The sequence below is a fragment of the Streptomyces sp. TM32 genome (genome assembly GCF_004122755.1).
Taxonomy (GTDB): Bacteria; Actinomycetota; Actinomycetes; order Streptomycetales; family Streptomycetaceae; genus Streptomyces; species Streptomyces sioyaensis.
Map to the genome: position 1 here is coordinate 1 of NZ_SDIG01000172.1, position 12,959 is coordinate 12,959.

The 12,959-nt window shown below is 68.9% G+C and carries 11 protein-coding genes and 1 tRNA gene; 6 read left to right on the top strand and 6 right to left on the bottom strand.

What is annotated here, in order from left to right; all coding sequences use genetic code 11:
• Positions 1-393 precede the first annotated feature (393 nt).
• A tRNA-Leu gene (locus tag EST92_RS26910) sits at positions 394-477 on the bottom strand.
• Positions 478-1,011: 534 nt separating this feature from the next.
• Between EST92_RS26910 and EST92_RS26915 the strand changes: the two genes are divergently transcribed.
• The 6 genes from EST92_RS26915 to pknB all read left to right on the top strand — a co-directional run bounded on the left by EST92_RS26915 (position 1,012) and on the right by pknB (position 9,106).
• Positions 1,012-1,845 carry a DUF3662 and FHA domain-containing protein gene (locus tag EST92_RS26915; RefSeq protein ID WP_129283363.1) on the top strand — a complete coding sequence of 278 codons (834 nt, stop codon included), beginning with the start codon at positions 1,012-1,014 and terminating at the stop codon, positions 1,843-1,845.
• A 10-nt stretch (positions 1,846-1,855) separates the two neighbouring features.
• Positions 1,856-2,380 (top strand): FHA domain-containing protein, encoded by a 525-nt coding sequence (locus tag EST92_RS26920; protein WP_129283364.1) that lies wholly within the window; start codon positions 1,856-1,858, stop codon positions 2,378-2,380.
• A 132-nt stretch (positions 2,381-2,512) separates the two neighbouring features.
• Positions 2,513-4,084, top strand: coding sequence for a PP2C family serine/threonine-protein phosphatase (locus EST92_RS26925; RefSeq protein WP_129283365.1), 1,572 nt, complete (start codon positions 2,513-2,515; stop codon positions 4,082-4,084).
• A 23-nt stretch (positions 4,085-4,107) separates the two neighbouring features.
• Positions 4,108-5,493 carry an FtsW/RodA/SpoVE family cell cycle protein gene (locus tag EST92_RS26930; protein ID WP_129283366.1) on the top strand — a complete coding sequence of 462 codons (1,386 nt, stop codon included), beginning with the start codon at positions 4,108-4,110 and terminating at the stop codon, positions 5,491-5,493.
• Positions 5,490-6,959: a penicillin-binding transpeptidase domain-containing protein gene (locus EST92_RS26935; protein ID WP_129283367.1), complete on the top strand. Its 1,470-nt coding sequence runs from the start codon at positions 5,490-5,492 to the stop codon at positions 6,957-6,959. The genes EST92_RS26930 and EST92_RS26935 overlap by 4 nt, the downstream gene beginning before the upstream one ends.
• 146 nt (positions 6,960-7,105) lie before the next feature.
• The gene (pknB, locus tag EST92_RS26940; protein ID WP_129283368.1) at positions 7,106-9,106 is read left to right on the top strand and encodes a Stk1 family PASTA domain-containing Ser/Thr kinase; all 2,001 of its coding nucleotides are present in this window, start codon (positions 7,106-7,108) and stop codon (positions 9,104-9,106) included.
• 235 nt (positions 9,107-9,341) lie between these two features.
• On the opposite strand, the gene EST92_RS26945 is transcribed toward pknB, so the two are convergent.
• The 5 genes from EST92_RS26945 to EST92_RS26960 all read right to left on the bottom strand — a co-directional run.
• Entirely contained in the window at positions 9,342-10,082 is a 741-nt protein-coding gene (locus EST92_RS26945; protein ID WP_129283369.1) for a class E sortase, read from the bottom strand.
• 25 nt (positions 10,083-10,107) lie between these two features.
• Positions 10,108-11,544 carry a class E sortase gene (locus EST92_RS26950; RefSeq protein ID WP_129283370.1) on the bottom strand — a complete coding sequence of 479 codons (1,437 nt, stop codon included), beginning with the start codon at positions 11,542-11,544 and terminating at the stop codon, positions 10,108-10,110.
• Entirely contained in the window at positions 11,541-12,197 is a 657-nt protein-coding gene (locus tag EST92_RS26955; RefSeq protein ID WP_006604450.1) for an aminodeoxychorismate/anthranilate synthase component II, read from the bottom strand. Before EST92_RS26955 ends, EST92_RS26950 begins: the two co-directional genes overlap by 4 nt.
• Complete coding sequence (locus tag EST92_RS31705; RefSeq protein ID WP_006604449.1) at positions 12,194-12,370, bottom strand: hypothetical protein; 177 nt, start codon at positions 12,368-12,370, stop codon at positions 12,194-12,196. The genes EST92_RS26955 and EST92_RS31705 overlap by 4 nt, the downstream gene beginning before the upstream one ends.
• Before the next feature lie 81 nt (positions 12,371-12,451).
• Positions 12,452-12,959 (bottom strand): class E sortase (locus tag EST92_RS26960; RefSeq protein WP_135789069.1); only part of this gene is annotated, 508 nt, incomplete at its 5' end.

Sequence of the window (12,959 nt, forward strand, 5' to 3'; positions counted from 1 at the left end):
TCGTAGAGCGCGACCCTGCTGCTGGGCCGCGCTCTACGACGCCTCGGGCGCGGTGGTCGCCGCCACCCCCGCAACCACCCAACTCCCGTACCTGGAAGCCCGATTCATCCCCGCACCCAAGCCGGGGAGACCGCCACGCCAGGAGGGCGGCAACAAGCCACGGCGGCTAAATCACGCCCAAGATCAATTCTGTGACGTAAGCCTCACGTCACCACGGCCTGCGAGCCAGCGGGCAGCCACACATAGCGGGCATCCCGCACCCGTGAGCGAGACAACCGTGCCCCCGGACGTACCCCGCACCCCGGACCACCGCGTGACCCGAGCAACAACGTGACGAAGACAACGAAAGACCCCCGGTCTCCGGATTTCTCCGGAGACCGGGGGTCTCATCTGTGCGCGAGGGGGGAGTTGAACCCCCACGCCCTTTCGGGCACTGGAACCTGAATCCAGCGCGTCTGCCTATTCCGCCACCCGCGCATGGGTGCTGCCGGTTGATCCTCTCACGCGATCCGGGGTGTTCCGTCCGGGTCTTGTGCGAGCGCCTGCCGACATCCAGAACATTAGCACGCTGACGGGGGTGTCTTCACACGCCTTTCCCCCGGTCCCCGCCCCGCGGGGGCCTGCGGGCGGCACCCCGCCGCGCCTCGGGCATTGGCCGAGCACTGCCCCGAGGGTTCACACTCGCGGTAGCCGCAACCGGAGCGTGCGCACCGGCCTGCCTCCGGGCCGGCCGGAAGGGCAGGCTCCGTGCCACGACCGACTCCGGGCCCCGCCCGGCCGGATCGGTGTGCGGTTGCGGGACACTGTCTTCGGGGCACATCTACGATCGCAGTGCACAAGCAGTGGACAAGGAGCAGACAAGCACCGGGCAACCCTGTGAGGGGCGACACTCGTCCTCAAGGCGGGAAAGGGGAACCAGCCGATTTCCCTACGCGTGGATACGATCAGTAAGCAGTATCAGGACGACTCGATCAGGACGACCCCGACGAAGACTGAGGAAGGAGGTGCCCCGTGGGAGTACTGAAGCGTTTCGAGCAGCGTCTCGAAGGTCTCGTCAACGGCACCTTCGCCAAGGTGTTCAAGTCCGAGGTACAGCCCGTGGAGATCGCCGGCGCCCTGCAGCGCGAGTGCGACAACAACGCCACCATCTGGAACCGCGACCGCACCGTCGTCCCCAACGACTTCATCGTCGAGCTGAGCACCCCTGACTACGAGCGGCTGAGCCCCTACAGCGGGCAGCTCGGCGACGAGCTCTCGAGCATGGTCCGCGACTACGCGAAGCAGCAGCGGTACACCTTCATGGGCTCGATCAAGGTCCATCTGGAGAAGGCCGACGATCTCGACACCGGCCTGTACCGCGTCCGCAGCCGCACGCTCGCCTCCAGCTCGTCCCAGGAGCCCTCGGGCCCGGCGGCCGCCCAGCGCGCCGCCGCGATGCCCCGTGGCGGCCAGCCCGGCGGCGGGCACGTCAGCGCGCCCCCCATGCCCTCGTCCCCGCCTCCCGGCGGCGCACAGTCCGCACCCCGTACGGCACCCCCCGGTGCCGGACCGCAGCCCCACGCGCAGACGCGGCGCTGGATCGAGATCAACGGCACCCGCCACCAGATCTCGCGCCCCACGCTCGTGCTGGGCCGCAGCACCGACGCCGACGTACGGATCGACGACCCGGGTGTCTCCCGGCGTCACTGTGAGATCCGGGTCGGAACGCCCCCCATGATCCAGGATCTGGGCTCCACGAACGGCATCGTGGTGGACGGGCAGCACACCACTCGCGCTAATCTCCGCGACGGCTCGCGGATTGTCGTGGGCAGTACCACCATCGTTTACCGGCAAGCCGAAGGGTGAAGCGGGGAGCATGTCAGAGCTGACCCTCACGGTCATGCGGTTGGGTTTCCTCGCCGTACTGTGGCTGTTCGTCATCGTGGCCGTTCAGGTCATCCGCAGCGATCTGTTCGGCACGCGCGTCACACAGCGCGGTGCCGCCCGGCGCGGCGGGCAGGAAGCACGTGCGCAGCGCCAGGCGGCCGCGCCGCCGCCGCAGCGCCGCCAGGAAGGCGGCCGCGGCAACAACCGCCAGCGCCGCGGAGCCCCCACCAAGCTGGTGGTCTCCGAGGGCTCGCTGACCGGTACCACCGTCGCCCTCCAAGGCCAGACCATCTCCCTGGGCCGTGCGCACGACTCCACCATCGTGCTGGACGACGACTACGCGTCCAGCAGGCATGCCAGGATCTACCCGGACCGTGACGGCCAGTGGATCGTCGAGGACCTCGGTTCCACCAACGGCACGTACCTGGACCGGACCCGACTGACGACCCCGACACCGATTCCGCTGGGAGCCCCGATCCGCATCGGCAAGACCGTCATCGAGCTGCGGAAGTAGTACGACAATGAGCGAGCGGAGCGAGCGAGCCGCGACGGTCCACTCGACGGACCTCGGTGTGCTCCCGACCGGAGGGTGGGCAGTGTGGCTCGACGAGACCGGCTGTACCCCGAGCCGACGGGTGAGGTGCGCATGAGTCTGTCACTGCGCTTCGCCGCCGGATCGCACAAGGGCATGATCCGCGAGGGCAACGAAGACTCCGGCTATGCCGGGCCACGGCTGCTCGCCATCGCCGACGGCATGGGCGGCCAGGCCGCCGGTGAGGTCGCCTCCTCCGAGGTGATCTCCACCCTCGTCCAGCTCGACGACGACGTCCCCGGCTCCGACCTCCTCACCTCCCTGGGCACGGCCGTACAGCGCGCCAATGACCAGCTGCGGATGATGGTCGAGGAGGACCCCCAGCTGGAGGGCATGGGCACGACCCTGACCGCCCTGCTGTGGACCGGACAGCGGCTCGGCCTGGTGCACGTCGGCGACTCGCGCGCCTACCTGCTGCGCGACGGCGTACTGACCCAGATCACCCAGGACCACACCTGGGTGCAGCGGCTGGTCGACGAGGGCCGGATCACCGAAGAGGAAGCCACCACCCACCCGCAGCGGTCACTGCTGATGCGGGCGCTGGGCAGCGGCGATCACGTCGAGCCCGATCTGTCGATCCGCGAGGTGCGGGCCGGCGACCGGTATCTGATCTGCTCGGACGGCCTGTCCGGGGTCGTGAGCCACCAGACGCTGGAAGAGACCCTCGCCAGCTACCACGGGCCGCACGAGACGGTGCAGGAGCTGATCCAGCTCGCCCTGCGCGGCGGCGGCCCCGACAACATCACCTGCATCGTCGCCGACGTCCTGGACGTGGACGGCAACGACACCATGGCGGGGCAGCTCAACGACACCCCGGTCGTCGTCGGTGCCGTCGCGGAGAACCAGCACCAGCTCAGCGACCCGAGCACGCTGCAGACGCCCGCCGCCCGGGCCGCCGAGCTCGGCCGGCCGGGGGGGCACCCGGCGCCCGGTGGCGCGTTCGGGCCGCCCGGCAGCGGCGATACGGAGATCGGCGGGCCGCCACAGGGCTCGTTCGGCGCGTTCATGGACGAGGACTTCGTCAAGCCCCGTCCGCGCGGACGGTGGATCAAGCGGTCCCTGTTGATCGCGCTGGCGCTGGCGGTCGTCGGCGGCGGGCTCTACACGGGCTACCGCTGGACGCAGACCCAGTACTTCGTCGGCAGCAAGGACGACCACGTCGCGCTCTACCGGGGCATCAGCCAGGACCTCGCGTGGATAAAGCTCAACGGCGTGGACGAGGATCACCCCGAGATCGAACTCAAGTACCTGCCGCTGTACCAGCGCAACCAGGTCAAGGAGACGATCGCGGTCGACAACCGCTCCCAGGGCGGCGAGAAGGTCTCCGAGCTGAGCCGGCAGGCCAACGCCTGCCGCAGCAAGGAACAGCGCGAGGCCGCCGAGCGCGAGGCCGCCCGGCACCCCAGCAAGCCCAAGACAGGCACGTCACCCAAGCCCGGTACGCCGTCCTCGTCCGCATCCCCGAGCACCCGGCCCGGAACCACCGACAGAACGGACAGGAACAGCGGCGCCAGCACGGCGGGCACGCTCGCCGCGCCCGTGTCCCCGTCTCCCAAAGCCACTCCCAGCCAGGCCCCCTCCGAGGAACAGCTGAAGCTGGAAAAGAATTGCAGCACCCAGCAGTGAGGGCGTAGGGGGCCGTAGATCTCATGAGCAGCAGTACCACCAACACCACCACTATCGGCACGATCGGGGCCCCGAGCCGCCGCAACACCGAGCTGGCGATGCTCGTCTTCGCGGTGCTGATCCCGGTGTTCGCGTACATCAACGTCGGCCTGGCCAAGGACGGTTCGGTGCCGGCCGGTGTGCTGGGCTACAGCCTGGGCCTCGGCCTGCTGGCGGCCGTCGCGCATCTCGTCGTCCGCAAGTGGGCGCCGTACGCCGACCCGCTGATGCTGCCCATCTCCACGCTGCTCAACGGCCTGGGACTGATCTTCATCTGGCGGCTGGACCAGGAGCACTCGCTGGGCAAGGCGATGGCGCCCAACCAGCTGATGTGGTCGACGTTCGGCGTCGCCATCTTCCTGGCCATCCTGATCTTCCTCAAGGACCACCGTGTCCTGCAGCGCTACACCTACATCTCGATGGTGGTCGCGCTGGTGCTGCTGGTGGCGCCGGTGTTCTTCCCCGGGGTCAACGGCGCGAAGATCTGGATCACGATTCCGGGTCTCGGCTCCCTGCAGCCCGGTGAGTTCGCGAAGATCATCATCGCGATCTTCTTCGCCGGCTATCTGATGGTGAAGCGGGACGCGCTGGCGCTGGCCAGCCGCCGCTTCATGGGGCTCTACCTCCCGCGCGGCCGCGACCTCGGCCCGATCCTCGTCATCTGGGCGCTGAGCCTGATGATCCTGGTCTTCGAGACCGACCTGGGTACCTCGCTGCTCTTCTTCGGTCTGTTCGTCGTGATGCTGTACGTCGCGACCGAGCGCACCAGCTGGATCGTGTTCGGTCTGCTGCTCAGCGCGGGCGGCGCGGTCGCGGTGGCGACGTTCGAGTCGCACGTCCAGGTCCGTGTCCACAACTGGCTCAACCCGCTGGAGCTGTCCAACGGCGGTGTCACCGAGACCGCCCAGGCGATGTACTCCTTCGGGTCCGGCGGCATCCTCGGCTCCGGTCTGGGCCAGGGCTATTCCCGCCTCATCCAGGGCATCGCGCCAAAGAGCGACTACATTCTCGCCACCGTCGGCGAGGAGGTCGGTCTCGCCGGTCTGATGGCCATCCTGCTGCTCTACGGCCTGCTGATCGAGCGCGGTATCCGTACGGCGCTGGCCGCCCGTGACCCGTTCGGCAAGCTGCTGTCGATCGGCCTGTCCGGCGCCTTCGCCCTGCAGGTCTTCGTCGTCGCCGGTGGCGTGACCGGCCTGATCCCGCTGACGGGTATGACGATGCCGTTCCTCGCCCAGGGTGGCTCGTCCGTGATCGCCAACTGGGCACTGGTCGCCATCCTGCTGCGGATCAGCGACACCGCGCGCCGCCCGGCGCCGGCCCCCGCCCCGTCCACCGACGCCGAGATGACCCAGGTGGTCCGCCCGTGAACAAGCCCCTGCGCCGGGTCGCGATCTTCTGCGGCCTGCTCGTCCTCGCTCTGCTGGTCCGCGTCAACTGGGTGCAGTTCGTCGAGGGTGACCAGCTCAAGAACGACCCGCACAACCGCCGGGTCGCCATCGAGCGCTACAGCACGCCGCGCGGCAACATCATCGTCGACGGCAAGGCCGTCACCGGCTCCACGACCACCGACAGCGGCGACTTCAAGTACAAGCGCACGTACAAGAACGGCAAGATGTGGGCGCCGGTCACCGGCTACGCCTCGCAGGCCTTCGACGCCAACCAGCTGGAGAAGCTGAACGACGGCATCCTCACCGGCACCGACGACCGGCTCTTCTTCAGCCGCACGGTCGACATGTTCACCGGCGGCAAGCAGAAGGGCGGCGACGTGGTGACCACGCTCAACGCCAAGGCCCAGAAGGCCGCCTTCGACGGGCTCGGCAACCAGAAGGGCGCGGTCGCCGCGATCAACCCGGAGACCGGCGCGATCCTGGCGCTGGCCAGCACCCCGTCGTACGACCCGTCGTCGTTCGCCGGGATGAGCAACAAGGACGCCGAGGCGTACAACGCGCTGCAGAAGAAGAACGACCCCGACGAGCCGATGCTCAACCGGGCGCTGCGCCAGACCTACCCGCCCGGCTCCACCTTCAAGGTCGTCACGGCCTCGGCGGCCCTGGAGAACGGTCTCTACACCGACGTCGACACCAAGACCAACTCGCCGCTGCCCTACACGCTCCCCGACACCTCGGGCGTCGAGCTGAAGAACGAGGGCAACATCCCCTGCAAGGACGCCACCCTGCGGGAGGCGCTGCGCTGGTCCTGCAACACCGTGTTCGGCAAGATCAGCGCCGATCTCGGCAACAAGAAGATGAAGGCCGAGGCGGAGAAGTTCGGCTTCAACGACCCGGGGATCAACACCCCGGTCCGCGCCGCGGAGTCCATCTTCCCCAAGGACAACCGGCCGCAGAACGCCCAGGCGGGCATCGGCCAGGCCTCCAACCGCGCCACGCCGCTGCAGATGGCCATGGTCGCCTCGGCGGTCGCCAACGGCGGCAAGCTGATGAAGCCGTACATGGTCGACCAGCTGGTCGCGCAGAACCTCAATGTCGTCCAGCAGCACACGCCGCAGGAGATGAGCCAGCCGCTCAGCCCGGAGAACGCCCAGAAGGTCCAGAGCATCATGGAGACCGTCGTCCAGAAGGGCACGGGAACCAGCGCACAGATTCCCGGCGTCACCGTCGGCGGAAAGACCGGTACGGCGCAGCACGGCGAGAACAACAAGGACAACCCGTACGCCTGGTTCATTTCCTACGCGAAGACCGACAAGGGCACCCCCGTCGCGGTCGCTGTCGTCATTGAGGGATCCGACACCCTCCGCGACGACATCGCCGGCGGCAAACTCGCTGCTCCGATCGCAAAGCGCGTGATGGAGGCAGTACTCGAAGGCCAGAAGTGATACGGATCACGCCAATACCGGTCACGTATCAGGTTGCGGCTCCGGCCGGATCCGGTAAGGCGTGCCGGGTACGGTATGCCCGGACAGCACACCGCCGGACCACACACCGGTGCGGTCGGGACTGACGGAGAGGGCTGGAGAAGCTTATGGAAGAGCCGCGTCGCCTCGGCGGCCGGTACGAGCTGGGCTCGGTGCTCGGCCGCGGTGGGATGGCCGAGGTGTACCTCGCGCACGACACCCGCCTGGGCCGCACCGTAGCTGTGAAGACGCTGCGGGTGGATCTCGCCCGTGACCCGTCCTTCCAGGCCCGGTTCCGCCGTGAGGCCCAGTCGGCCGCCTCGCTGAACCATCCGTCGATCGTCGCGGTCTACGACACCGGCGAGGACTACGTCGACGGCGTCTCGATCCCGTACATCGTGATGGAGTACGTCGACGGCTCCACCCTGCGTGAGCTGCTGCACTCCGGAAGAAAGCTGCTGCCCGAGCGTTCGCTGGAGATGACCACCGGTGTCCTCCAGGCGCTGGAGTACTCCCACCGCGCCGGCATCGTCCACCGCGACATCAAGCCCGCCAACGTCATGCTGACGCGCACCGGCCAGGTCAAGGTCATGGACTTCGGCATCGCCCGGGCCATGGGCGATGCCGGGATGACGATGACGCAGACCGCGGCCGTCATCGGCACGGCACAGTACCTCTCTCCCGAGCAGGCCAAGGGTGAACAGGTCGACGCCCGCTCCGACCTGTACTCCACCGGCTGTCTGCTCTACGAGCTGCTGACCGTCCGGCCGCCGTTCGTCGGTGATTCGCCGGTCGCGGTGGCCTATCAGCATGTCCGTGAAGAGCCGCAGAAGCCGAGCAACTTCGACCCCGAGATCACGCCGGAGATGGACGCCATCGTCCTGAAGGCGCTGGTCAAGGACCCGGATTACCGCTATCAGTCGGCGGACGAGATGCGCGCCGACATCGAGGCGGCGCTGGAGGGCCAGCCGGTCGCGGCGACCTCCGCGATGGGCGCGGCCGGCTTCAACCAGGACCAGCCGACCACGATGCTGCGTCCGCAGGATCCGGCCGGCCAGACCTCCATGCTTCCGCCGATGAACCCGGACGACGGGGGCTACGGCTACGACGACCGCGGCGACCGGCGGCGCGGTGGCGGCCAGAAGAAGAGCAACACCTCGACGATTCTGCTGGTGTTGGCGGCCGTCCTCGTCCTGATCGGTGCGATCTTCATCGCCCAGGCGATGTTCACCAAGGGCAACAAGGGCGGTACGACGCCGGTGCCCAACCTCGTCGGCAAGACCCTCAAGGAAGCCAAGGCGTTCGGGCAGAACGGCAGCTTCAAGGTCGCCGAGGGGGGCCGCAAGGCCTGCGACAACGTCAAGAAGGGCCAGGTCACCGAGCAGCGCCCGGAGGCCGGCGGAGAGATCCAGAAGAACGACACGGTCACCGTCACGCTGTGCTCGGGCCGGGAGCAGATCTCGGTGCCCAGTGTGACGGGCCTGACCGAGGCCGAGGCACGCTCGGATCTCCAGGACAAGGGCTTCACCAATATCGAGAGCAAGCCCGTGGTCTCCGACCGCGACCCCGGTACCGTCGCGGACCAGGACCCGAAGGCGAACTCGAAGAAGACCAAGAACACCAAGATCACGCTGTCCATCGCCACGGAGAGCCCGAAGGTGGGGGTCCCGGACGTCACGGGGCAGGACGCCGCCGCGGCGGAGCAGCAGCTGAAGGCCCAGGGCTTCGAGGTCACCAAGACCGAGCAGGAAGTCAGCGACCCCAACCAGGTCGGCAAGGTGCAGAGCCAGAGCCCGGAGGGCAACACCCAGGCCAAGAAGGGCTCCACGGTGAACCTCACGGTCGGCAAGGCAGGCGCACAGACGCCGGTGCCGAGCGTGGTCGGCCAGACCGTGAAGGACGCCAAGAAGACGCTCCAGCAGGCCGGCTTCAAGAACATCCAGTTCGCCGGCGGCAGTGCGACGGACGACAACGCCCGCGTGGTCACTCAGGACCCGGCGGCACAGACGCCGTCCGACCCCGCGAACACCACCGTCACGCTGACCACCATCGGCGGCGGGGGCGGGGGCGGTAACGGCGGCAATGACGGCGGCGGCGGCGGCTTCTTCGGCGGAGCGTTCGGAGGCTAGCCGGTCCGTACCGACGACGCAGCACAGAGCCCCGGCACCTGAGAAGGGTGCCGGGGCTTTGCGTTGGCCGCAGACGCCGGGCCGGGGGCACGCCGGCTGGGCCGGGGGCACGCCGGCTGGGCCGGGGGCACGCCGGCTGGGCCGGGGGCTCGCCGGGGGCCGGGGGCTCGCCGGGAGTTGGGGCGGCAGACGGGAGGAGGCAGGGCCGGCCCCCGGCCGGCCCCGGACCGGCCGGCTAGCGCAGTTCCTTCGGGGGTGTGCGGTCCGCGTCGACCTTCTCGGTGCGCACCAGCTCGCCCCAGACGATGTAGCGGTAGTTAGAGGTGTAGACCGGGGTGCAGGTCGTGAGGGTGATGTAGCGGCCCGCCTTGTGCTTGCCGGCTTCCTTCGGGACCTCGTCGAGGACGTCCACGTTGTACTTCGAGGTCTCCGGGAGCGTCGCGAAGACCTTGTAGACGTACCAGGTGTCCTTGGTCTCGAAGACGATCGGGTCGCCGTCCTTGAGCTTGTCGATGTTGTGGAACTTCGCGCCGTGGCCGTCGCGGTGCGCGGCGAGGGTGAAGTTGCCCTTCTTGTCCTTCGGCAGCCCCGACTTGACCGGCTTGGTGTAATAGCCGGCCACGCCCTCGTTGAGGACCTCGGCATCGGTGCCCTTCTTGACCAGCACGTCGCCGTTGTCCATCGCCGGTACGTGCAGGAAGCCGATGCCGTCCTTGGTGTCGAGCTCCCCCGGCCCCTTGGGCCCGCTGCTCGCCCAGTGCTTGCGCACCTGGTCGCCCTGCTGGTGCGCGGCACGGTCGGCGAGCACGTTGGTCCACCACAGCGAATAGGCGACGAACAGGCCCAGGATCAGCCCGGCCGTGATCAGCAGCTCACCGATGACGCTGACGACGGACGCGACGGCTCTGCGCGTCCGTCGCGGCGTGAGTGGCGGCGCGGACCGGTCGCGTTCCTGGTCGTTTCCGGTGGCAGTCACCGCGTAGCACCCCTCTTTTGTTCACTCAGCCGGTGAGCGCATCCGGTTTGCCCTTGCTCCGCGGCCGCTCGTCGACCATCTTGCCCCAGACGATCATCCGAAAGGTACTGGTGAACTCCGGGGTGCAGGTCGTCAGCGTGATGTAGCGGCCGGGGCCGGTGAAGCCCGAGCCGGGCGGTACGGGGCCGATCACGCTGGTGTTGCTCGGCGAGGTCTGCGGGAGGATGCTCTCCATCTCGTACGTGTAGTACGAGCTCTGCGTCTCAACGACGATCTTGTCGCCCTTGGTGAGCTTGTTGATGTAGCGGAACGGCTCGCCGTGGGTGTTGCGGTGGGCGGCCACCGCGAAGTTGCCCTTCTTGTCCCAGGGCATCGCCGTCTTGATCCCGCTGTTCTTGTCGTAGTGACCGACCATGCCGTGGTCCAGCACATTGTGCTTGTCGATGCCCTCGGCTATCGGGGCCTTCACATCGAGCTTGGGGATATACATGATCCCGAAGCGCTCGCCGTCCGCGAGGTTCTTCTTCTCGCCGCCGCCGCTGTCCCACTCGTGCTGAAGGTTGGTGGCGGCGCCCCCCGCCTCCTCCTCGGCCCGGACGTTCGTCCACCACAGCTGATAGGTGACGAAGAGCAGCATCAGCACGCCAAGGGTGATGAACACTTCGCCCAGCGCGCGGCTGGCGATCAGGCTGGGGCTGTCCTTGGCGGCTCGGGCGGCCCGCCGGGCCTCGACCCGGGACGTGGGCGCAGCGGCAGCGGAGTCGGCGGCCGTCTCAGCGGCCGCTGTGGTGCCGGCCGTCCCGCCGTGGCGCCCCCGCCGGCCGCCGCGCTTGGCGGCTTCCTGAGCGGCCTTGCGTCGGGCCGCCCTGCCGCCTGTGGGCGTAGGGTCTGCCGCCGTTTCACGTGAAACCGTCGCCTCGGTTTCACGTGAAACGGTGTCGCCGTCGGGCTTCTCGGCCTGCCGCAGGGCCATGGTCTCGTCGTCGTTCCGCCAGGGCGCGGGGACGGATGCGGCGGCCGGAGCCGGGGCGGGGGGCACCGGGGCCGAAGGCGCGGCATAGGGCCGGGTTATCGACTCGGCCGAGACGGGGCGGGGGGCGGCGCCGTAACCCTGGCCCGGGGCGGCCGCGGGAGGCTCGTACGGCTGCCGGACCGGCCGTGAGGGATCCGGCTCCACATGCGGGCGGAACCACGGGGAGCCGTGCTGGACGCCCTCCTGCGCCGGCTTGCCCCGCCGGCGCCCCCGGCCCGGCTGGCCGAAGGCAGGGGGCGCGGGTGCCGGGCTCGCGCGGCCCGGCAGCGGATCGTTCAGGGGGTCGTTGAGCTTCCCTACCGCCTCCTCGAAGGCGTCGGGCTGCCCGTGGGACTCCTGCGGCCCGTACGGGCCCTGTGCCGCGTACGACCGGTCCGGATCGTAGGGCTCGTGGGAACTGCCTTCACGCTCGGGGCGCAAGGCGGTCACGCGCCGGCCTTGCCGACCACCGGGGCCAGCCCCGTCGAGCGCTCCACCGCCCCCTCATCGCCGCATTCGACGAGCCAGTTGGCCAGCATCCGGTGCCCCCACTCCGTCAGGACCGACTCGGGGTGGAACTGCACGCCCTCGACCGGTAGTTCGCGGTGCCGCAGGCCCATGATGATCCGTCCGCCGGGGACGTCCTCGGCCTCCGTCCAGGAGGTGACGAGCAGGTCGTCGGGGACCGTGTCCGGCTCGACGGCCAGGGAGTGGTAGCGGGTGGCGGTGAACGGCGTGGGCAGCCCGGAGAAGACGCCGGCGCCCTCGTGCACGACGAGCGAGGTCTTGCCGTGCAGCAGCTCGGGAGCGCGGTCCACCACACCGCCGTAGGCGACTGCCATCGACTGCATGCCCAGGCAGACGCCGAAGACCGGGACGCCGGTCTCCGCACAGTGCCGGACCATGTCGACGCAGACACCGGCCTGCTCGGGAGTGCCGGGTCCGGGCGACAGCAGCACCCCGTCGAAGCCGTCCTGAGCGTGCCGCGGGGCGACCTCGTCGTTGCGCAGCACCTCGCACTCGGCACCGAGTTGGTAGAGGTACTGGACGAGGTTGAAGACGAAGCTGTCGTAGTTGTCGACGACGAGAATCCGTGCGGTCATCGGACGGCTGCCATCCCTTGGTCGACAGTGACGTCATTGAAGGGGAGCAGCGGCTCCGCCCACGGAAAGACGTACTGGAAGAGTACGAAGACGACCGCCAGCGCGAGCACCAGGGAAATCAGCGCCTTCACCCACGTGTTGCCCGGCAGATGCCGCCAGATCCAGCCGTACATGCTGTCGCTGTCCCCTTGCCGATGCCGATGACGATGTCGTTTGCGAGACCAGAGTAAGGGGCGAGGACGGGCGCTGGTGGGTCAGCCGGTCAAAGCCGATGGCCTTCCCTGTGCCGCGGGTTGGGTGGCGTCCAGGTGTGCCCAGGCGATCAGCCGGTGGCTGTGGCCCCATTCCGGCTCGCACGTCGTCAGCGTGAGATACCGCCCGGGGCCGTCGAAACCGGACTTCGGCGGCACGGGGTCGATCACGCCGATATCGCCGGGCAGCGTCGTGTAGGGCCGGTTGTCGATGCGATAGGTGAACCAGGTCGTGCCGTCGGTGAGCACCACGGCGTCGCCGGGGCGCAGCCGTGGGAAGTCCTTGAACGGGTCGCCATAGGTGCGGCGGTGCCCGGCGACGGAGAAGTTGCCGAGCGCGCCGAGGTGCGCGGTGCGGTCGTAATGGCCGAGGCCACGCTTGAGTACGCCGGCCGCGGTGCCTTCCAGTACGGGCTTGGCCCAGTCGGGCCCGAAGCGCGGGATGTACATCACGGCGAAGGAGGCGCCTGGCGCGTATCCGTGGGACGGCGCGGCCGGGGTGGGGCTGTCG